The organism is Aminomonas paucivorans DSM 12260 (assembly GCF_000165795.1).
In the GTDB taxonomy this organism is placed as follows: Bacteria; Synergistota; Synergistia; order Synergistales; family Synergistaceae; genus Aminomonas; species Aminomonas paucivorans.
Genome location: NZ_CM001022.1, coordinates 1,175,272 through 1,195,209, shown reverse-complemented (window position 1 = coordinate 1,195,209; position 19,938 = coordinate 1,175,272). Strand labels below are relative to the sequence as shown.

General features: G+C 63.4%; 23 protein-coding genes. 6 read left to right on the top strand and 17 right to left on the bottom strand.

Annotation, left to right across the window (positions count from 1 at the left end):
- The 7 genes from radA to APAU_RS05455 form a co-directional block, all read right to left on the bottom strand.
- The gene (gene radA / locus APAU_RS05485) at nt 1-1,344 is read right to left on the bottom strand and encodes a DNA repair protein RadA (RefSeq protein WP_006300728.1); all 1,344 of its coding nucleotides are present in this window, start codon (nt 1,342-1,344) and stop codon (nt 1-3) included.
- Nucleotides 1,345-1,457: 113 nt separating this feature from the next.
- Complete coding sequence (locus APAU_RS05480; RefSeq protein ID WP_006300727.1) at nt 1,458-2,225, bottom strand: PHP domain-containing protein; 768 nt, start codon at nt 2,223-2,225, stop codon at nt 1,458-1,460.
- On the bottom strand, nt 2,222-2,557 hold the full coding sequence (locus tag APAU_RS05475) for a hypothetical protein (protein WP_006300726.1): 336 nt from the start codon (nt 2,555-2,557) through the stop codon (nt 2,222-2,224). Before APAU_RS05475 ends, APAU_RS05480 begins: the two co-directional genes overlap by 4 nt.
- A 5-nt stretch (nt 2,558-2,562) precedes the next feature.
- Nucleotides 2,563-3,867 (bottom strand): [Fe-Fe] hydrogenase large subunit C-terminal domain-containing protein, encoded by a 1,305-nt coding sequence (locus tag APAU_RS05470; RefSeq protein ID WP_006300725.1) that lies wholly within the window; start codon nt 3,865-3,867, stop codon nt 2,563-2,565.
- Between the two features lie 11 nt (nt 3,868-3,878).
- The gene (locus APAU_RS05465) at nt 3,879-4,334 is read right to left on the bottom strand and encodes an ATP-binding protein (protein WP_006300724.1); all 456 of its coding nucleotides are present in this window, start codon (nt 4,332-4,334) and stop codon (nt 3,879-3,881) included.
- A 5-nt stretch (nt 4,335-4,339) separates the two neighbouring features.
- Nucleotides 4,340-4,708, bottom strand: coding sequence for a DRTGG domain-containing protein (locus APAU_RS05460; protein WP_006300723.1), 369 nt, complete (start codon nt 4,706-4,708; stop codon nt 4,340-4,342).
- A gap of 108 nt (nt 4,709-4,816) precedes the next feature.
- The gene (locus APAU_RS05455) at nt 4,817-6,007 is read right to left on the bottom strand and encodes an ABC transporter substrate-binding protein (RefSeq protein WP_006300722.1); all 1,191 of its coding nucleotides are present in this window, start codon (nt 6,005-6,007) and stop codon (nt 4,817-4,819) included.
- Nucleotides 6,008-6,127: 120 nt separating this feature from the next.
- On the opposite strand from APAU_RS05455, the gene APAU_RS05450 reads away from it, so the two are divergent.
- Nucleotides 6,128-7,510, top strand: a complete 1,383-nt coding sequence (locus tag APAU_RS05450) for a sodium:solute symporter family protein (protein ID WP_006300721.1) — start codon at nt 6,128-6,130, stop codon at nt 7,508-7,510.
- On the opposite strand, the gene APAU_RS05445 is transcribed toward APAU_RS05450, so the two are convergent.
- Nucleotides 7,498-7,995, bottom strand: a complete 498-nt coding sequence (locus APAU_RS05445; RefSeq protein ID WP_006300720.1) for an adenosine-specific kinase — start codon at nt 7,993-7,995, stop codon at nt 7,498-7,500. The genes APAU_RS05450 and APAU_RS05445 overlap by 13 nt on opposite strands.
- Before the next feature lie 386 nt (nt 7,996-8,381).
- Here APAU_RS05445 and APAU_RS05440 point away from each other — a divergent pair, with 386 nt between their 5' ends.
- The 4 genes from APAU_RS05440 to APAU_RS05425 are packed head-to-tail and all read left to right on the top strand — an operon-like array spanning nt 8,382 to nt 11,678.
- Nucleotides 8,382-9,263 carry a branched-chain amino acid ABC transporter permease gene (locus APAU_RS05440; protein WP_006300719.1) on the top strand — a complete coding sequence of 294 codons (882 nt, stop codon included), beginning with the start codon at nt 8,382-8,384 and terminating at the stop codon, nt 9,261-9,263.
- A gap of 10 nt (nt 9,264-9,273) precedes the next feature.
- Complete coding sequence (locus APAU_RS05435) at nt 9,274-10,167, top strand: branched-chain amino acid ABC transporter permease (RefSeq protein ID WP_006300718.1); 894 nt, start codon at nt 9,274-9,276, stop codon at nt 10,165-10,167.
- A 4-nt stretch (nt 10,168-10,171) separates the two neighbouring features.
- A complete protein-coding gene (locus tag APAU_RS05430; RefSeq protein ID WP_006300717.1) occupies nt 10,172-10,939 on the top strand; it encodes an ABC transporter ATP-binding protein in 768 nt (255 codons plus the stop codon).
- A gap of 4 nt (nt 10,940-10,943) precedes the next feature.
- On the top strand, nt 10,944-11,678 hold the full coding sequence (locus APAU_RS05425) for an ABC transporter ATP-binding protein (protein ID WP_006300716.1): 735 nt from the start codon (nt 10,944-10,946) through the stop codon (nt 11,676-11,678).
- A 103-nt stretch (nt 11,679-11,781) separates the two neighbouring features.
- Here the strand turns inward: APAU_RS05425 and APAU_RS05420 are convergent, their stop codons facing one another.
- Complete coding sequence (locus APAU_RS05420; protein ID WP_006300715.1) at nt 11,782-12,225, bottom strand: OmpH family outer membrane protein; 444 nt, start codon at nt 12,223-12,225, stop codon at nt 11,782-11,784.
- Nucleotides 12,226-12,383: 158 nt separating this feature from the next.
- On the opposite strand from APAU_RS05420, the gene APAU_RS05415 reads away from it, so the two are divergent.
- Nucleotides 12,384-12,602 carry a DUF3343 domain-containing protein gene (locus tag APAU_RS05415; protein ID WP_006300714.1) on the top strand — a complete coding sequence of 73 codons (219 nt, stop codon included), beginning with the start codon at nt 12,384-12,386 and terminating at the stop codon, nt 12,600-12,602.
- Here the strand turns inward: APAU_RS05415 and APAU_RS05410 are convergent.
- From APAU_RS05410 to APAU_RS05385, 8 genes are all read right to left on the bottom strand, one after another.
- Nucleotides 12,599-12,955, bottom strand: coding sequence for a hypothetical protein (locus tag APAU_RS05410; protein WP_006300713.1), 357 nt, complete (start codon nt 12,953-12,955; stop codon nt 12,599-12,601). The genes APAU_RS05415 and APAU_RS05410 overlap by 4 nt on opposite strands.
- A gap of 192 nt (nt 12,956-13,147) precedes the next feature.
- Nucleotides 13,148-13,975: a DUF3800 domain-containing protein gene (locus tag APAU_RS12990; RefSeq protein WP_006300712.1), complete on the bottom strand. Its 828-nt coding sequence runs from the start codon at nt 13,973-13,975 to the stop codon at nt 13,148-13,150.
- Between the two features lie 4 nt (nt 13,976-13,979).
- Complete coding sequence (pseC, locus tag APAU_RS05405) at nt 13,980-15,155, bottom strand: UDP-4-amino-4,6-dideoxy-N-acetyl-beta-L-altrosamine transaminase (protein ID WP_006300711.1); 1,176 nt, start codon at nt 15,153-15,155, stop codon at nt 13,980-13,982.
- Nucleotides 15,152-16,012: a hypothetical protein gene (locus APAU_RS13295; RefSeq protein WP_006300710.1), complete on the bottom strand. Its 861-nt coding sequence runs from the start codon at nt 16,010-16,012 to the stop codon at nt 15,152-15,154. Before APAU_RS13295 ends, pseC begins: the two co-directional genes overlap by 4 nt.
- A gap of 2 nt (nt 16,013-16,014) precedes the next feature.
- The gene (locus APAU_RS05395; protein WP_006300709.1) at nt 16,015-17,082 is read right to left on the bottom strand and encodes an AAA family ATPase; all 1,068 of its coding nucleotides are present in this window, start codon (nt 17,080-17,082) and stop codon (nt 16,015-16,017) included.
- A 34-nt stretch (nt 17,083-17,116) separates the two neighbouring features.
- On the bottom strand, nt 17,117-17,893 hold the full coding sequence (locus APAU_RS05390; protein WP_156789439.1) for a hypothetical protein: 777 nt from the start codon (nt 17,891-17,893) through the stop codon (nt 17,117-17,119).
- A gap of 185 nt (nt 17,894-18,078) precedes the next feature.
- Nucleotides 18,079-18,864 carry a formyltransferase family protein gene (locus APAU_RS12985; protein ID WP_006300707.1) on the bottom strand — a complete coding sequence of 262 codons (786 nt, stop codon included), beginning with the start codon at nt 18,862-18,864 and terminating at the stop codon, nt 18,079-18,081.
- Nucleotides 18,837-19,862, bottom strand: coding sequence for an N-acetylneuraminate synthase family protein (locus tag APAU_RS05385; protein WP_006300706.1), 1,026 nt, complete (start codon nt 19,860-19,862; stop codon nt 18,837-18,839). The genes APAU_RS12985 and APAU_RS05385 overlap by 28 nt, the downstream gene beginning before the upstream one ends.
- Nucleotides 19,863-19,938: the final 76 nt, after the last annotated feature.

Genomic DNA, 19,938 nt, shown 5'->3' with positions numbered 1-19,938 from the left:
TCAGGGGAACACGGCCCTCACCACCTCCGAAAGGCTCGACACGGGGACCACCTCCAGGGGGTAGGTCTCCCCTCGATCCAGCCCCCGACGGCTCACGAAGGCCCGGCGGAAGCCGAACCGGGCGGCCTCCTTCAGCCGGGCCAGGGTCCGGGCCACGGGGCGCACTTCCCCCGCCAGCCCCACCTCCCCCACGAAACAGGTCTTCCCGTCCAGGGACAGGTCCCGAAGGGCCCCCGCCAGGGCCAGACACACCGCCAGATCCGCCGCAGGGTCCTGCACCACCAGCCCCCCCGCCACGTTGAGGTACACGTCCCCGGTGCGGGAGGAAAGGCCGCAGCGTCGCTCCAACACCGCCAGGAGAAGCTGGAGTCGGTTCATCTCGATGCCCCGGGCGGTGCGCTTGGGGTAGGGGAAGGGAGAGGGACAGCTCAGGGCCTGCACCTCCGTCAGCAGAGGACGCGAGCCCTCCAGGACAACCCCCAGGGCCACCCCAGGCACCCCCGACTCCTCCCCGTTCCAGTAGAGGTGGCTCGGGTCGAGAAGAGGGGAAAGGCCGCGCTCCCCCATCTCGAAGGCCCCCAGCTCGTCGGTGCTGCCGAAGCGGTTCTTCTCCGCCCGGAGCAGCCGGTTCCGGGAGGACTTCTCCCCCCAGAAGAGGAGCACCACGTCCACCAGGTGTTCCAGCAGCTTGGGCCCCGCGATCTGCCCCTGCTTGGTGATGTGTCCCACCAGCACCGTGGGCACTCGTCGCCCCTTGGAGAAGGCCAGCACCCGTTCCGCCACGGAGCGCACCTGGTGGGGGGAGCCGGGCCAGCCGGTGGACTCCGGGTCCTTCAGGGCCTGGACGCTGTCGAACACCACGAAGGCATAGGGGTCCGCCTCCTCCAGGGCCTCCGTCACGTCGTCCGTGCTGAGCAGGGACAGGTTCCGCGTCTCCAGACCGAGGCGACGGGCCCGAAGGGCCAACTGGGAGGCGGACTCCTCCCCGGAGACGTAGAGCACCTTCTCCCCCGTCTCTGCCATGGCGCAGCAGGACTGAAGGAGGAGGGTGGACTTCCCCACCCCAGGCTCTCCCCCCAGCAGCACCACCCCTCCGGCGAGCCAGCCGCCCCCCAGCACCCGGTCCAGCTCCTCCAAGCCGCTGGAAACACGAGTCTCCGGGGGGGCATCGGGAAGGGCTATGGGCTTGGAGCGGCCACGGGAGGGGGAGGGAAGCCGCACCGGAGCGGTCTCCTCCGGTTCCAGGGTGCCCCAGGCCCCGCAGGAGGGACAGCGCCCCACGGGGGTCAGGCTCAGGTAGCTGCAGGCTGCACAGCGATAACGGAGGGTGGGTTGTTTGGCCATGGTCGCTCTCCCAGGTTGGATTGGGCCCCGGGCGCGGCAGCCAAGCCGCAGGCCGGAGGACCTGAACCCATTCTAGCAGTCCACGGCATAAGTTCAGAGGGAAAAAGCGAAGTTCAGGGGAAGGGGCAGGGTTCCAGGATGCGGCGTCCTCCCTCGCCCCGCAGGGCCAGGCGCAGCTCCTCGAAACAGGGAGACTCCAGCAGGAACAGGGAGGTCCGGTCCGCTCTCATGTCCTCCAGACGGTGGGCGTCGGAGGAACGCAGGAGGGGAAGGTGGGGGAGACGACGTCGAAACGCCCGCAGCTCCTCCTCCGGGGCGCGCCAGGAGAACTCCACCCCGTCCGCTCCCACGTCCGGGGGCACGGGGCCCAGCACGGCGGTGTAGGAAAAGGAGGGCCGGTCCACGTGGGCCAGGATGGACAGCCCCCCCCGGGATCGGATCTCCCGGAGGACCTCGTCGATCCCCGCCGCCACCCCCTGCACCAGAAGGGGTTCGATCTGGTCCAGGATTCCTCCGCCTTCGTCCACCACCAGCTGGTAACCGAACACCGCCGGATCGTTGGGCGTGGAGGGAAGGCGCTCCCAAAGCCACCCCTGAAAGGCCAGGGCGGCCTCGTCGTCCGGGAAGAGGGACACCACGTGGATGTCCTCCTCCGTCTGCACCTCCGCCCCGGCGAACACCGCCGGCCCCCCGACGCAGGCACGCCGAAGGGCCGGCACGTTGGCCGACCCGTTGTGGTCCGTAAGGGCCAGACCGTCCAGGCCGATCTCCCGAGCCCTCGCGGCGATCTCCGCCGCCCCCATCTCCAGCTCCGCGCAGGGAGAAAGGACCGAATGGAGGTGCAGGTCCAGCCGGAAGGGGCGAAGGCGCGGTTCCTTCAACCGGGCAATCCCAGGGAAGCCAGTCGGGCGCAGGCGCCGTAGAGGCTGGCGTCGGTCCCCGCCAGACAGATGCCTTCCTCGGCGCACCGAGCCGCCAGGTCCGGGGCGGGCTGCCTCCCCGCCGCCAGGAGGATGAGGGGGATGTCCTTCAGCACCGCCACCGCCGCCACGTTGAGGTGGGTCTGGATGGTGACCCACAGGGCCCCCTCCTGGGCGGTGCCCATGACATAGCTCAGCAGGTCCCCGGCGGAGACCGAGGAGACCTCCTTGTCCCCCTTGCCGGGCACAAAGACCCGAGCCTCCAGGACCGCGCAAATCTGTTCCACCGTCATCGGGATCAGCTCCTCCCCTTGATCGTATGGGGGACGCTCTTCGACAGGGAGACGATCCGAGTGGCCAGGTCGCCGATCTCCTCCCGCAGCTTGAAGATGCAGTCCGTGATCTCCCCTTCTCCCCGGACGATGTCCTCCGCCATGGCCTTGCAGGAGGGCCTGCCGCAGGAACCGCAGTCGATGTGGGGAAGCTCCGCATGGATGGCCTTCATTTCCTTGAGCTTGCTCATGGCCTCGGAGAGGTTGTCCGACAGGGGCAGTCGGGGCCGAGGCAGGATCGGCCGATCCAGGATCCAGCGATCCTCCTCGTAGAGGGTCTTTGCGGTTTCAAGCTCTTCCGGGGTGGGTTCCCAGGGGGTTTCCAGGGCCTGAAGGCGCAGACTGGCCAAAAAGCGGGACTCCGCGGTGGCGATGCCCCCGATGCAGCCCAGATCGCAGATGCGGCACTCCACGAAGTCCACTCCCGCCAGGCGCCCCAGCTCCAGGTCCTGAAGGAGGTCCAGGGTGTTCCGCAGCCCCGAGACCGCCAGGGTGGTGAGATTGCGCTTGGAGAAGGCCCGGACGTGCCGGGACTCCCCCCCCCGGAGGGACCATTTGAGCCACCGGCGGTTCGACGGATCCGGCAGGGTCTCGGCGATCTGGGGCCCCGCAGCCAAAAGCTGCCGGGTGACCCGACGCACCGACACCACGTGGTCGAAGGGGGTGGACGTCCGGCAGATGGGGGTACGGACCATGGTGATCTTGGAGGGACAGGGAGAGAGAAGGGTGATGGGATCCTCCCGTCCCGTCTCCCTCTGCCAGAGATCTCCCAGCATGTTCAAGGGGTTGTCCACCGGAACCAGACGCCCTAACAGCTCCGGAAAGCGCACCTGGATAAGGCGCACCACCGAAGGACAGTACGTGGAGATCAGGGGCAGGTGCTGTCGCGGGGACATCTCCAAGGCCCGGGCCACCGCGTAGGCGGACAGGTCAAAGGCCGTGGCCGCCTGATCCATGATCAACTCCATCCCCCACGCCTTCAGAGCCTCCTGAACCATGGAAGGATGCCAGTAGGCACTGAACTGGGCAAAAAAGGTCGGGTCCGCCGCCAGCACCGCCGGCGGGTGGGAGCGGATCAGTTCCCAGTCGTCCTCCTCCAGCCCCAGAGCCTTCTTTCCGCAGGTACGGAGACACTCGCCGCAGTCGATGCAGAGTTCCGGCAGGATCCGGATGGACCCGTTGACCACGCGGATGGCTTCGGTGGGACAGGATTTGAGGCAGTTGACGCAACCCTTGCAGGCCGCCTCGAACACCTTCACGCTATGGGACATGGCAGCTCACCTCATTGGCTTTCCGTGACCCTATCCGGTTCCTGAGGGAATACGATCACGGACCGGACGGTGGTCCCCCGTCCCACCTCCGTCTCGATCCCGAATTCGTCGGAGTTCCGTTTGATGTTGGGAAGGCCCATGCCCGCCCCGAAACCCATTTCCCGGATGTGGTCCGGAGCGGTGGAGAAGCCCTCCTGGATGGCCAGGGACACGTCGGGAATCCCCGGTCCCTGGTCCTCCGCCTGGATCACCAGTCTCTCCGGAGAGATGGACGCCTTGAGGGTTCCCCCCCCCGCGTGGATGACCAGGTTCATTTCCACTTCGTACGTCACCACCGCCGCGCGGCGGCAAATGCCAGACGGGACCCCCAACATCTTGAGGGTTTCCTTGATGTTGTTGGAGGCCTCGCCCGCTGCCAGGAAGTCGTCCCCCTCCACCTGGTACTCCAGACAGACAGGCCCGTCCATGAAGCCTATTCCTTCTGCTTGTGGCTGATGGCGCAGGCGGGGACGCCCTTGTCGTAGAGGATCCCGCTGGTTTCGTACATGCTCCAGGAAGAAACCAGGATGGGGATCCCAGCGCTCTCCGCCAGACGGATCGTATCCTCCTGGGGCATCTTGCCCCGGACGAAGACGATGGCGGGAAGATCCAGCATCTGGGCGGTGCGGACGATCTGGATGTTCGTCAGGCCCGTGAGAAGCATGGAGCCGGGGGCGCAGAAGGCCAGCACGTCGCTCATCAGGTCCGACGCATAGGCATAGTGCACCTCAATATCGCGGACTTGGTCCTCGCAGCAGAGCACCTTGGCGTCGATCGCCTGGACCGCCTCGCTCAGTTTCATTTCCCTAGTCCCTCCTCGGTAGTCCTACGTGAAGCCTCTTTTCCCGGTACACTTCCTCGGCCAACATGCGCATAGAGTAACAAAATCGTTCAGAAAACTCAAGACATCTCACTCCACCACCCCCTGGGAGGTCACCTTCAGGGAGGTCTCCCGGAGGGGGGGCTGGTTCTTGCGAATCCGCATCACCCCCACCTCCCGCTGGTGGGGACGATGGGTCCCCGGGTTGATGGAGAGGGTCTCCCCCAGAAGGGGCACGTCCCGGTTCCGGGCCAGGGCGGCAGCCACCGGGGCAGGGGCGTTCGTCCCCGCCTCCAGGAAAGCCCCGATGGCCCAGTGTCCCAAAGCGTACGCCTTTCCCGCCAACACCAGGTCCGTCACCCGAACCCGGGTCTTGCGCAGGACGTTCCAGCGCAGGGCGTCCTGGGCCTTCAGCCGTTCCTGAAGGGGGGCGTCCTGCTCCAGGTACAGCACCCCCTCCGCCCCTTGAAGGAGCGGATCGTAGGGCCCTCCATGCCAAACCTTCAGGGACTTACGGTAATAAGCCGCCGTCTTCCAGAGAGAACGGGTCCCCATGCCCCCCAGCCAGCAGATTACCCGCCCGGCTCCGGAGGATTCCATTTCCGCCAGGCGGACCCCCATTTCATCATCCCCCTCCCCGGACATCCAGAAACTCCGGCTGGGGACACCCCGCTTCTCCAAGAACCGGGCGGACAGGCGGGCCGTGCGGGCCAGGTCCACCGCGTAGGGGTCCGACAGAATCCCCATCAGCTCCTTGCCCTGGGACCCCGCCAGGGCGGCGAAGGCGTTGGCCCGGTAGTTCCGGTACAGATCCAGGGCGAAGAGGTAGGGACAGGGCTTCCCCTTGGGATCCCGGATGCGCCGCTCCTCCCCGCCCGCCAGGATCAGGGAGGGCCCCTGGTACGCGCAGGCCTGGATCAATCCGGCCTCCAGGTCCCCGGAGGCGAAGCAGAGGATGGCCCCCGCGCCCATGGCCCGCCACTGGGGCAAACGCTTCAGGGCCTCCTCCTTCGTGTCCACGGGGGCGTAGAGGAACACCACGTCCCTTCCGTGGACCCCCTGATGGGTCAGGGAGACCTCCCTCTCCGCAGTGCGCAGGGCCCACTTCACCGACTGCCCCGCGGGAGAGTTCCATCCCCCTTCCGGCGGCAGGACCACCACGGGCCACCCCCACCCCTCCTTCAGGGCGGAAAGGGGGGCGGCCTCGGCGACGCACCCCCAGAGGACCGCACAACAGAGGGCCAGGACCCCCCAGCCTCGAAATCCCTTCCATCCCACCATGTGATGACGCCCCCTTCCAGGCAGGTTTTCGACCCGCCAGCCCTCAAGCGAAAGGGGCCCCGGGCGCAACGGGGCCCAGAGCCCCAGGAGTATCATACCCGGGTGGAGGGGGGCTCGATAGTGGTCACTTTTACCCTGGCGGTGGCGACGGTGCTGCTGGCTTTTGCGGGTCTGGGAGTCTGGGGAGCCCGGCGCGTCCGCTCCGGGAGCGATTTCACCGTGGCGGGGCGAAGCGCCTCCGCCCCGGCGGTGGTGGGCATCCTCCTGGGAGCTCTGGTGGGAGGGGCCTCCACGGTGGGGACCGCTCAGCTGGCCTACACCTCGGGACTCTCCGCCCTGTGGTTCACCCTGGGAGGCGGGCTCGGATGCCTCCTGCTGGGGTGGGGATTTGCGGCCCCGCTGCGCCGCTTTGGGGTGGAGACCCTGATCCAGCTCCTGGAGGAGCGATACGGGCGCAAGACCGCCCTGACGGCCCTGGCCGCTTCGTTTCTGGGAACCTTCCTCTCCGTGGTGGCCCAGTTTCTCTCCGGGGCGGCGCTGCTGGCCAGCGTGCTGCCCCTGCCTCCCGCCCTTGCGGTGGGGGGCACGGCCCTGCTGGTGCTGGCCTTCATCGCTCTGGGGGGGCTGCGAAGCTACGGCACCCTGGGACAGGCGAAGATCCTCCTCCTCTACGGGGTCCTGGCATTCTGCGCCCTGGCCGCCCACAGCCAGGGCGCCACCCCTACCTTCCTATGGAAGAGCCTTCCCCTCTTCCCCTGGTTTCACCCCCTGGGGCGAGGCCTGGGGGTGGACCTGGGGGCCTGCGTCTCCCTGGTGGTGGGGGTCTTCTGCACCCAGATCTACCTCCAGTCCCTCTTCGCCGCCCGAGACGAGGCCACGGCCCGGCGGGGAGCCCTGTGGTCCGCCCTGCTCATGCCTCCCCTGGGCCTTCTGGGGGTCTGGGTGGGACTCTCCGTGCGGGCATGGGGGGTGGACATCGACCCGGCCCTAGCCCTGCCCTGGTTTCTGCTCCACTCCTTTTCCCCCGGCGTGGCGGGGCTGCTCTGGGGGATCCTGTTCATCACCGTGGTGGGCTGCGCGGCGGGGCTCTCCCTGGGCATGGGAACCAATCTGGCCCGGGACCTCCTCCCCGCCCTGGGGTGGAACGGGAAGGGAGCGGACGGGCGAGGGGAGATTCGGGCCCTGCGCCTCTCCGTTCTGGGGGTGGTGGCCGCCGCCGCCGCCCTGGGGGCGCGAAGCGGAGGCTCCCTGATCCTTCAGTGGAGCTATTTGAGCATGGGTCTCCGGGGGGCGGGGACCTTCTTCCCCCTGGTCCTGGGGGTCCTGGCCCCGGGGCGCCTTCCCCCACCCTGGGCCCTGGCCTCTGCCCTGGCCGGGCTGGGGGGCACCCTCCTCTGGCCCCTGACAGGACAACAGGGCGAGCCCCTCTTCCTGGGGCTCGCCCTGTCGGGAGCGTTCTGCCTTGCGGGGTTCTGGGCGGGGCGTCGGGGTCAGCGCTTGTAGCCGATGATCTCCCGGAGCAGATGTCGGCGTCCCGCCGCATCCTCCTCCGTCTCCACCCCCAGGGTGGGAAACCCGTCCACCACCCCCGCCACGCCCCGGCCCTGCTCCGTCTGGGCCACCAGGACCTGGAGGGGATTGGCGGTGGCGGCGAAGACCCGGCACACCTCTTGAACCCTTTTGATCCGGTCCAGCACGTTGATGGGGTATCCGTTTCGCAGCAGCACCACGAACACGTGCCCCGCGTTCACCCGCCGGGCGTTTTCCACCGCAGCCTGCACCAGGTCCGGCGCGTTGCCGTCCCGGCGGATCAGGCAGTCCCCGGAAGCCTCGCAGAAGGCGATGCCGAACTCCAGGGAAGGGGAAGAGGTGACCAGGGCCTCGTAAAGATCCTCCACGGTCTTGATGAAGTGACTCTGCCCCAGAACCAGGTTGCATCCCTCGGGGATCTCCAGGGATTCCACGGACCAACGCAGCGCTTCCGCCATCGGGACCACCGTCCTTTCGTCCCGATTGTAGCAAAGACCACGGCTGCGGCCTCAAAGGAAACCGGTGATGCAATAGGGTGCGTTCCTTGCCGTTTTGCGAATTTGCATGGCAATTCCTGGAATCAACCCGGTGTTCCCCGGATCCCCCGGGGCAACGCCCCCGTTAATCCCTGCTGCATCGGGCATATGCCTTGATTTTTTCGAATATGGAGAGTCTTCGCCTTCGTTTCCCTGCTTCGCTTCCCCCCGGTTTTCGCCGTGCAAAATAAACTTCCCTTCTGGTACAATTTCCTTTGTGCCTGTCTCCACGGCAGAGCGCATAGTCCGATTCGGAGGTGGTCTTCGGTGCCCGAAACGCGCTTCAACCACAAAGTGAGGTGGCCTGGATGGACACGATAATCCAGCAGGTCATCAACGGTCTCTCCCTCGGTTCCGTCTACGCCCTCATCGCCGTGGGATACTCTCTGGTCTATTCCATCCTTCTGTTCTCCAACTTCGCCCACGGGGGCTTCCTGGTCATCGGCGGATACGCCTGCTACTACGCCCTCAAGGCCATGGGCACCAACATCTGGGTGGCCGCCGTCCTCTCCCTCCTGGCCGGGGGGGTCTCCGCCATCCTGACGGAGCGCCTGGCCTACAAACCCATCCGGGAACGCACCAACGTCACCCTGTACCTCCTCATCGCTTCCATGGGCATGAGCATCGTCATCGAGAACCTCTTCGTGGTCACCGTGGGGGGCCGCTTCCGCGCCCTGCCTCCGGTGATCCCCACGGACCCGGTGAGCCTCTTCGGCCTGGCCACCACCAGCGCCTTCGACCTCCTCTCCCTGGTCACCTCGGTGGTCTGCCTGGTGGGGCTCCAGCTCTTCCTGGTGAAGACCAAGTGGGGCCTGGCCATCCGGGCGGCGTCCTACAACCTCCGCACCGCCGGGCTCATGGGGGTGAACGTGAACCTCCTCATCTCCATCGTCTTCTTCGTGGCGGGGCTTCTGGCAGCGGTGGGGGGCATCTTTCTCTCCGTGCGCTATACCCTGTACCCCCAGCTGGGGATGATCACCATCAAAGCCTTCGTGGCGGCGGTGATCGGGGGCCTGGGTTCCCTTCCCGGGGCGGTGGTGGGAAGCATCATCCTGGGCCTGGCGGAGATGCTCACCGCCGGGTTCATCTCCAGCCAGTTCCGGGACCTGGTGGTCTTCGCCCTCCTCATCGTCACCCTCCTGATCAGCCCCACGGGACTCTTCGGCAAGTCCGTGGGCGAGAAAGTGTAGGTGCCCTGACATGGGAGGTTACGGAGAAGGCATCGTCATCCTGCTGTGCATCAACTGCATCGCCGCCCTGGGGATCTCCCTCCTCACGGGCTTCACGGGGATCTTCAGCCTCGGACACGCGGGGTACATGGCCCTGGGAGCCTACACGGTGGCCATCCTCACGGTGGAGTACGGTCTGCCCTGGTTCGCCGCCCTGATCCTGGCGGGCATCGTGGCCATGGTGCTGGCCTACCTCATCGGCATCCCCACCCTGAAACTCATGGGGGACTACTACGCCATCGCCTCCATCGGCCTGGGGGAAGCCATCCGGCTCATCATCGAAAACTGGCAGTCCGTCACCCGGGGCGCCCGAGGCTATCCGGGCATCGACGCCTTCACCACCCTGCCCGTAGCGGTGGGCTGCCTGGTGGTTATGTCCGCCGCCATGTTCCTGCTCATCAACGGCAACTTCGGCCGGGCCTTCAAGGCCTGCCGGGACGACTACCTGGCCGCGTCCCTCCTGGGCTTCCACACCGCCAACTACCGGGTCTTCTCCCTGGCCATCTCCGCCTTCTACTGCGGCGTGGCGGGGGGCCTGCTGGCGGGGTTCATGTCCTTCATCCAGCCCGTGATGTTCGACATGAACAAGTCCACGGAGCTGACGGCGGTGGTGGTGTTCGGAGGCCTGGGCTCCATGAGCGGATGCCTTCTGGGCACGGTGATCATCACCCTGGTGACGGAGCTGTTCCGTCCCATCTCCCAGTACCGCATGCTGATCTACGGCCTCGTGCTGGTGGTCATCATGGTGGTCCGCCCTGAGGGACTCATGGGGCAGTACGAGCTGAACCGCAAGTTCTTCGCCCACATCTTCGGAGGGCGCAAGAAACAGTCCACGGAACAAACCACTGCAGGAGAGGGGAGGTGAGCGCATGGCTGCGGTGCTGGAACTGACCGGAGTGGGGAAAGCCTTCGGGGGCGTGCAGGCCGTGCGGGACATGACCTTCTCCCTCCAGGAGGGGGAACTGGCGGGGCTCATCGGCCCCAACGGGGCGGGAAAGACCACCATCTTCAACCTCATCACGGGGGTCTACGACGTCTCCGACGGAAAGGTGCACTTCAAGGGGGAGGACATCACCCCCCTGAAGACCTACGAGGTGATCCGCAAGGGCATCGCCCGCACCTTCCAGAACCTGCGCCTCTTCCCCACCTCCTCGGTGCTGGACAACGTCATGACCGCCTGCCAGCAGCACCACCCCTACGGCTTCTTCGAGGCCTGCACCCACCTGGGGCGCTGGGGGAGCCGGGAGAAGGCCAACCGGACCCATAGCATGGAACTCCTGGAGCGGGTGGGCCTGGCGGACCGGGCCGAACAGGCGGCGGGCACCCTGCCCTACGGCCTCCAGCGGCGTCTGGAGATCGCCCGGGCCCTGTCCCTCCAGCCGGAGCTGCTCCTTCTGGACGAACCCGCCGCGGGGATGAACCCGGAGGAAGTGGAACAGCTCAACGACCTGATCCTGGGGATCCACCGGGACTTCAAGCTCACCATCCTGGTGATCGAACACCACATGGAGCTGGTGATGGCCATCTGCCCCCACATCGTCTGCATGAACTTCGGCGCCCTGATCGCCGAGGGGGGCCCGGAGGACATCCAGAGCCACCCGGAGGTCCTCAAGGCCTACCTGGGAGAGGAGGACTAGACCCATGTCGCAGGAAAGAACCCCCCTCCTTTCGGTGCGGAACCTGGTGGTGAACTACGGGGCCATCAAGGCCCTGCAGGGACTGGACCTGGACGTGTACGCCGGAGAGATCGTGGCGGTCATCGGGGCCAACGGAGCGGGAAAGTCCACCCTGATGAACGCGGTGATGGGCAGCGTCCCCCGGGCGGGGGGCGAGGTGTTCCTGGAGGGGCGTCCCCTTCCCACCAAGAGCTTCCAGGTGGTCAATGCGGGGGTATCCATCTCCCCGGAGGGACGAAAGGTCTTCGCCCCCCTGACGACGTACGAGAACCTCCGCATGGGGGCGTTCCCCCAGAAGTCGGAGACGGACATCCAGGGAGACCTGCGGAAGGTCTACGACCTCTTCCCGCGCCTGGAGGAGCGGAAGGACCAGTACGCCGGGACCCTCTCGGGGGGGGAGCAGCAGATGCTGGCCATCGGCCGGGCCCTCATGGCTCGCCCCCGGGTGCTGCTGCTGGACGAACCCTCCCTGGGCCTGGCGCCCATCATCATCAAGGAGATCTTCAAGGAACTCAAACGGGTGAACCAGGAGATGGGCCTCACCATCCTCATCGTGGAGCAGAACGCCAAGCAGGCCCTCATGCTCTCCCACCGGGCCTACGTCATCCAGACGGGGCACCTCCTCATGGAGGGACCCTCCCAGGAACTCCTCCACAACCCGGAGATCGAGGCCGCATACCTGGGGGGAAAGAAGAAGTAGCCCTTAAAACCCCAAGCACGACACCCAAAGAAAAGGGAGAGGGCCGCGGAACCCGCGGCCCTCTCCCTTTTCTTCTCCCACCGGGGAAACCGGGAAACCCGGGCTAATTGCCCGCGTTCTTCTTCTTCAGCTCCTGCACCACGTCGTCGGTGATGTCCAGACCGCCGAAGAACACCGCGTTCTTGTCCACCACCACGGTGACCGCCTTGGCCTTGCAGACCGAGCGGATGGCCATGTCGATGTCCTTGAAGAGGGGATCCATGAGCTTCTTCTCCTCCACCGCCGCTTCCTGCCGCTTCGCCTGGAAGATCTGGGCCTTCTTGTTGTTGTCCTTTTCCTTGTCGATGGCCGCCTTGGCCTCGTTTTGCTTCTTGTCCATCACGGCCTTGATCTGCTTCTGGGTCTGCTCGAACTTCGGGTGCTGGAACATGACCTGCTGAGGGTTGATGACCGCTACCTTCTCGTTCGCGAGGGCGACCCCGGCCAGGGACACCAGGAGAAACACGGAAGCAAGCAGCGCACCGACCACACGACGGGACTTGGACATAATCACGAAAACCTCCTTTGGGTTTGGTTCCTTACGCCGTGCCATTCTAACGTTCTCCCATCCCCGCGTCCACAGGTATAATTGCGGATCGGGAGCCCACCCTCTCCTCTCGTTTCTGCCGGAGCCCCTCATCCACCCACAAGGAGGTCCTGCTTCCCATGGAATGCCTTGCCACCTTCGAGACCACCCACATGGCCCTGCTCTTCGAGAAGACCTGCCGCAAGGAGGGGCTGGCGGTACGCATCGTCCCGGTCCCCCGCAAACTCTCCTCCAGCTGCGGACTGGCCTGCCGCTACCCCTGCGACCGCCGGGGGGACGTGGAACGCCTGGCGGCGGAACACTCCATCGACGTGGCAGGGTACCACGAGCTGACCTAGTCGGGTCCCTCCGGGCCAGGCTTTTCTTCTCCCCCCTCCGCCGTCGGGGAAACCGCCTTGGGCGGCGGGGGCGGGGGAACGGCCCCGGACGGGGTCTTCATGGGAGGCGGAGGCGTCTGGGTAGGGAAGTACTTGTGCCAGAAGGTCCGCTCCAGGAGCCACCAGAGCCCCACCCCCAGGACCACCGCCCCCACCCCCAGGGCCACCATGGCGGGCAGAGGCCCGAAGCGCCCGAAGGAACGCCCCATCCCCGGAGCCATCATCATCCCGGGCCCCCACAGACATCCTCGTCCGCACCCTCCGAAGGCCAGGACGAAAACCAGCCCCCAGAGCCACCAGGGAACGCGCCGCATGAATCATCCTCCTTCATTCTCCCGAGCAACGCGGGAAGCATCCGTGCGACTCCATCCTTTTCTGCAATCTATCCGAGACTCCCTTGACCGAGAGAGCTATCGCACCGATAATGAAGGCGTCGGGTGCTCCTTGTGAGCTCGATATGGACACCCCAGCCCGACATCACGGGCCCTCCCGTACGGGGGGGCTTTTTAGTGGTTTGAAATTCTTCCCCAGGCCCGAGCTTCCCCCACAAGGGGAGATCCTTCTGGCCAAACTTTCAACCCATCCAAAAAATCAGCGCCACGGCGTCGGTAAATGTAGGGTAGCATCTCCGAAAAATAGGGATAGGCGAAATCCTCCTGACGAAAGGCTCGGTAAATATTATACGCCAACAAATCTGCGAGTTGCACGCCATTGGATAATTCGCTTCTTGTAAAAAAGGGATATTCAACAATATGTCTAAACTCAAGATTTTCGTTGCCTTTATGGAGAAAATAAGCATGTTTCATTGCCACTGCTCGATTCAACTCCTTACTCGTGTCATCCATAACGATCAGAGCGTTGTGCTTTGAATGATATTCCTTCATGAACTGTTCTATGCGTTCTAACAAAAATTCATAAGCCTTCTTGTGCAGTAACTCGTGAGTCATATAGTCCCATAGGTATCTTTTATCTATAACACTAGCAAACAAAACCAAGTTACACCTCTTTATTTGTTCATAGTAACACCCTACCAGCCTTTCTCTGTCTTCGTCGTGCAATGCACAGAGGAATGGGCTACTTTCAAGCCTGGCTTTGGGACTTCGGATCCAATTTGACTTCACTTCACATTCTGCGAGCTGGAAATCTTTTTGCTGCGGCTGCTTGCACTTCCTGCCCAATGCAATCTTCAAACTCGAGATGGTTTTATCAAATTTAACCCATTGCGCCTCAAACATGCCCACGGCGCATAACACGTAAATGTGATCCTTGGGGTTTTCCCGAGTCCCAACAGAAGGATCCCTTGATCCTGATTCATCAAAATAGAAAAAGTACATCGATTTATCCCCCCGTCTTCAGCCACATTCTCTTTCTGTCAGCCTGGGCTTCCCTCAACCCCTCCTGAATCCGGCGGATCACGTCGTCCTGTTGCGGGTCCGAAAGGGCGGGGTACAGGGGAATGGAGATCTCCGAAGCGTAGAACCGCTCCGCTTGAGGGAAACTCCCGAGGGCGAGTCCATAGCGCTTCCGGTAGAAGGGGTGAGCGGGCACGGGAATGTAGTGCACCTGCACCCCCAGCTCCCGGCGACGCAGCCCCTCGAAGAGGGCTCGTCTCCAGGCGGGCTCCACCCGAAGGGGGTAGAGGTGGTAGGCATGCCCGGGGTGGCGGGGGGGCAGCTGCACCCCCGGTACGGAGCCGAAAGCCTCGTCGTACCGGGCCGCCAGTTCCCGACGCCGGGCCACGAATCCCTCAAGACGCCCCATCTGGCCCAGCCCCAGGGCGCACTGGAGGTCCGTGAGTCGGTAGTTGTACCCCAGGTCCTGCATCTCGTAGTACCAGGGACCTTCGCAGGGGCCCTCCAACGCTTCCGGAGCCTTTTCGATGCCGTGGGAACGGAAGCGCCGAAGCCGGGCTGCCAGGTCGTCCCGATCCGTGGTCACCATGCCGCCCTCCCCGGTGGTGACGTGCTTCACCGGGTGGAAGCTGAAGACCGTCAGGTCCGCCTCCGCCCCCACGGGGCGCCCGTCCCGGGTTCCCCCCAGGGCATGGCTGGCATCCTCCACCACCAGAGCCCCCACCTCTCGGGCCAGGGACAGGAACTCCCCCATCGGGGCGGGGTAGCCCGCATAGCTCACCGGGGCGATCACTCGTGTCCGAGGCGAAAGGGCCTCTCGAACCTTCCGGGGATCCAGACACCCCGTGGCCGGATCGATGTCCGCGAACCGGGCCTCTCCCCCCAGGTAGAGGGCCGCGTTGGCGGTGGCCACGAAGGTGAGGGGCGAGGTCAGCACCTCGTCCCCAGGCCCCACCCCGGCGGCGAAGTAAGCCCCGTGCAGGGCCGCCGTGCCGCTGGAAAAGGCCACGGCATGTCGCGCCCCCGCAGCCAGGGCTACCGCCGCCTCGAAGGCCTCCACCGCAGGTCCCTGGGTGAGCCAGTCCCCCCTGAGGACCTGCGTCACCGCTCTGATCTCCTCTTCGCTGATCCACTGATGCCCGTAGGGAATGAAGTTGTTCACGCTCTATCTCCTCCTTCGGAGGATAAACAGCGCGATAGGGCTTCCCACTCGGGGAAAAGATCTTTCAGGATATCTTTTCGTTTCCGCGCTTCCTCCAAGAGACATCTCCGCAGACATTTCGGGCTTCCCGCCCATGCCCTTGCGCAGGACTGTTCCTGCGTCATGGCTTTCAGCAGATCCTTTCCCGAAAACCAGAGCAGGATTCCGGACGTCCCATTCAATCCCTCTTTCTTCAACCGCTTCTGGTAGCACTTCCTGTCTTCTTCGATCCGGGTCACGTCCAGAGCTTCAAAGATCCTGCCGGAAAACGTGTTCGTCTGCTCGATCATCCAACCGCGCTGCATCTCCTCAGAGAGGTCTTCTGGGAGATAAAACTCCACTCGCGGGGGAATCGAATCCGGTCTGGTCCGAAACTCATAGGACGGCGGCAGAGAGCGTCGGGCTTTCCCAAGCGCCCATCGGGAAGCTTCGTAGTAAAGGATCCGCTCCGCCGAAGAGAGCAGGAATCTTTCGTAGGTTGGTGCATCCATTCCCAATGAGGCACAGGCCAAAACCGGGTCCAACAAATAATTTTCCATCTCGTGGCGACACCAGCGCCAACCCAACACACGACCGCTGTTATCCTTGCGATCTTCCTGGGGGATGTCGGGAAAATCCGCTGGGGGATCGTAGTCAAAATCCCGGTCACGCAGGTAAAAGACTCGATGTTGCAAGTTCGTTTTTTCTCTCTCTCGAAAGACGACAGGGGCCAACGCATTTTTAGATCCTGCGCTCAAGACGAGAGGGGTCCCATCAAACAACAAAAACAGAAGTTCCGCATCCAGCGTTCCCTCTACATAAAGGATAGTCCTTTGCATTCTCAACTCTCCCCCCCAAAACGCACCTCGCAGGAATCGGGGATCACTTCTTCCAGATAGGGCGAATGGGTGGTCAGGACGAACTGGCAATCCTCGCCTAGACGAGACAGGGCAGCAAGAAGAACCTGTTGTTGGAAGGGATGCAGATGCATCTCCAACTCATCCACGAGAACGATGGATTTGGCGATGCGCAGTCGAACGAATTCATAAAGAATCGGGAACACACCTTGCTCCCCAGAGGACATCTCAGCGATGTCGTACACCCGCTGCTTTTTTCGAAGCAAAAACAAGGAATCCTTGATGCCCCCGCCGCTATCCACATTTCTAGGCTGAACTCCTGCAAACTCCACATCTGGGAAGACGTTCTGAAACGCCTTTTCCAGATCAGGAATGTAATCTACTCCATGGGGAAACGACGAAACGTGATAACTCCACCAGACCACCAAGTACTCACGAAGGCGTTCCACTCCCGCAGACCAACCTCCGGGTTCTGCAGCTCCCCACTCTCCCCCGGAACGAGTCACCAGGTTTCGGAACTGGTCGAACCAGAAAACCCCCCCTACGCGCCGGTAGAAGTTACGAAGCTCCGGATCTTGCTTCTGCATGACTTGAATATAATATCGTCCCAAAAACTGCGCCAGCCCATCCGGCCCCTGGGGAGACTCCAGCTTGCCCTCCCGGAATACCAAGCGAACCTCCTCATGGGAACCGGGGATCTCTTCCCTCGTGAGTCCCGGACGTCCCCTGGTCAGTTCGTACAACTCCCGAACCGCCCGCACCTCGTCTTCGCCAAAGGCCACATCCAACTCCACTTCCGTAGGGCCGAGGCTCGATAAGCGCTCAGGCAAAAAACCATGCCATGGGAAATCCTCCACGCGCAGGATCCTTCCCTTACGGGTAGCTAGAGAAAGGACCAGCGCTATGGCCTGCAGGACCGTGGTTTTACCTGTTCCGTTCTCCCCTAGAAAAGCAGTCAGCGGACGAGGATCCCCTTGGGGATCACCCCGAAACGAGATGGTCTTTTCTCGGATGCCCTTAAAGTTCTTCAGCGAACAGCCAAGTAGTTTCATAGAATCCCCTCCTTAGCCTCCCCCTGGCAACTCATTACAGAACCTTCACCAGCTCCGCCGCCGCCGCCAGAGCCCCTCGGGGGTTCACCACGGCGGGGGGAGGGGGAAGATCGGAACGCAGCCATCCCTCCAGCTCCTCCGGTCCCCAGGTGCCCCAGGGACCCAGGTTCGTTCCCAGCCCCTGGGCCTGCACGGCCTCGCCGATGGGCAGCTGGTTGTCCGCCACCTGGAAGACCCCCAGGGGCTTGCGCAACGCCAGGGCCTCATAGCAGGTGACGCTGGAGGTGCAGAGCACCCGCCCCGCCCGGGCCATGCGCTCCGGCAGATCCGGCGGAGAATCCACCACTTCAAGATTCTCCCTCCCGAGAATCTGGGCATGGCACCGGCTCCGCAGTTCCGCCGCCCATAGGGGTCCCGCCACCGCCAGAAGCCGGGGCCAGGAGGGCTTCCACCAGGACAGGATCGAAGGGGTGATCCCCAGGGGGTCCGCAGCCCCCGCCACCAGGAGGACCCCTTGTCCCGAGAAGCTCTCCTGGTCCCAGAAGGAGGAACGCAAGAGGGCATATCGGGGCCCCAGGAGCCGTGCGCCTCCCGTTTCCTCATAGCCCAGGACGGAGGCATGGAGGTTGTAGTTCAACACCCCCCAGACATGCCGCTCCACCGGGAAGGCTCGGGAATCGTCCACCACCAGGAAGGACAGCCGCCGCTCCGCCCCTTCGAGCCAACCAGGATCGACGCGATAGCTGTCCACCACCCCCAGGGTGCCCGGAGGGTAGGCAGGCCAGACAGACTGGTCCAGCGGGTCCTCCACCCGCTGGACCGTATCAGGCGGGGCGCCGAACTCCTCCGGGGCCTCCCGATTGACCCGAAACCGACAGGGGATCCCCCGACGGGCAAACCCCGCCGCAAGGGCGGCACAGCGGGAAAGGTGCCCCCCCCCAACCCGTGGCCCTCCTTCGCAGAAAAACAAAACACCACACAAACCCTTCAAATCATTCACTCTTTAGGTTCTTCTGATATCACAACTTCGACGTAATACCGGCGTCCGTTCTCTTGAAAATACAGATTCTTATATGGCGGAAAAGTAAAGGCACGTAGTTTCTTAATAAAATCGCCCACCACAACTGTTTTCTTTGTATCTATTTCAAGCATATTTCGAAAATCTTCCCTCGAATGGTATGTCCCCAAGGAGTTATCCATCGACACCAAAGGCTTTAGTTTTCCCAAAAGGATGTTTTCCATCTCGCCGTCGATCAGAATCTTGCAGGCATTTCCGAGCTTTTCATACAAGGATTTTCCCGTATCACATTGGTCTACAGGCACGTCGATCTGAGAATAAATTTCTCCATCATCAATGGACTCAGTCATTCTATGGAGTGTTACCCCTGCCGGTGTTCCCTCGTAAATACTCCAAACATTAGGGTTTGCCCCGCGGTTATAGGGCAACAGGCTTGTGTGCAAATTCAAGGGGAAAGCAAACTTTGATAAAAATTCACCCGAAAACAAATATCCAAAATTTACAGACAACAAAACCTCGCATTTCACACCTGATAGTTCTTCGTAAAAAGCATTCGAACCCGGATGGCTCCAAAACCAGATTTTTACATGATTTGGCAAAATACTCAAAATCTCATCTACATAATTACCCTTGTTGCGCGGATGCAATATGACAGCGTCTGGGCAATAACCTTTATTTAGAATAACTCTTGCGCACTCATATCCAATCTTATTATTCAGAGCAAGAACAAATTTCCTCATTGCAAGTCCACCCAGGTGATCCACTGATCCGCCTCCATGTCCTGCTTCGCCGTGCGGCCTACCACCAGGGGAAGGTGTTTGGGACGGATGCCGTAGCCCGGCCGTTTGGACACCAGCATGTCCTCGGCGATGACGGTTCCCCGGGGGATGGGGACCGCGGCGTGAAGGCTTCGGCGCGCCTTCTCGTAGTATTCCCGCTCCTCCGGGGCGGGGCCCAGCTTGCGCCCGTCCCCCAAAGCGGCCTCCACCTCCCGGACCTGTCGCACCAGCTCCGCCAGCTCCTGAGGCTCGATGGCGAAGGGGTGGTCCGGCCCCTCCAGGGTCCGGTCCAGGGTGAAGTGCTTCTCCAGAATCCGCGCCCCCAGGGCAGCGGCGGCCACGGAGACGTGGATGCCCCGGGTGTGGTCCGACAACCCCACGGGCACCCCGAAGGCCCGCCGCAGGGTCTCCATGGCTCGGAGGTTCATGATGGACGCCGGGGCAGGGTACAGGGAGGCGCACTGGAGAAAGGCCACCTGCTCGTTCCCCGCTTCCCGACAGGCCAGGTAGGCATCCTCGATCTCCTCCAGGTTCGCCAGCCCCGTGGAGAGGATCAGGGGCTTGCCCTTGGAGGCGCAATACCGGATCAGAGGCAGGTCCACCAGCTCAAAGGAGGCGATCTTGAACAGATCGCTCACCTGGTCCAGCTCGTCCACCGCCTGCCGATCGAAGGGGGTGGCGAAGAAGACCAGCCCCTTCGACGCCGCGTAGGCCGAAAGCTCCGGCAGCCACTCCCGAGGGGTTTCGATCTCCCGGATCAGCTCGAAGAGATCCTTGGCATAGTTCGAATGCTTCGGGGTCTTTCGGGAATAGAGCGTCTCGGCGCTGTAGATCTGGAACTTCACCGCGTCGGCCTTGGCCTCCGCCGCCGCGTCCACCAGCTCCTTCGCCAGATTCAGGGACCGGTTGTGGTTCGCCCCCACCTCGGCGACGATGAAGCAGGGGGCTCCTTCGCGAATACCTTCCCATTCCTTCAGACACACCCCGCACACACCTCCCCTGCCCTCAAACGAAAGGACCGGCAGCATGGATTCCGGTGATGCTTCATTCCAGCAGTCC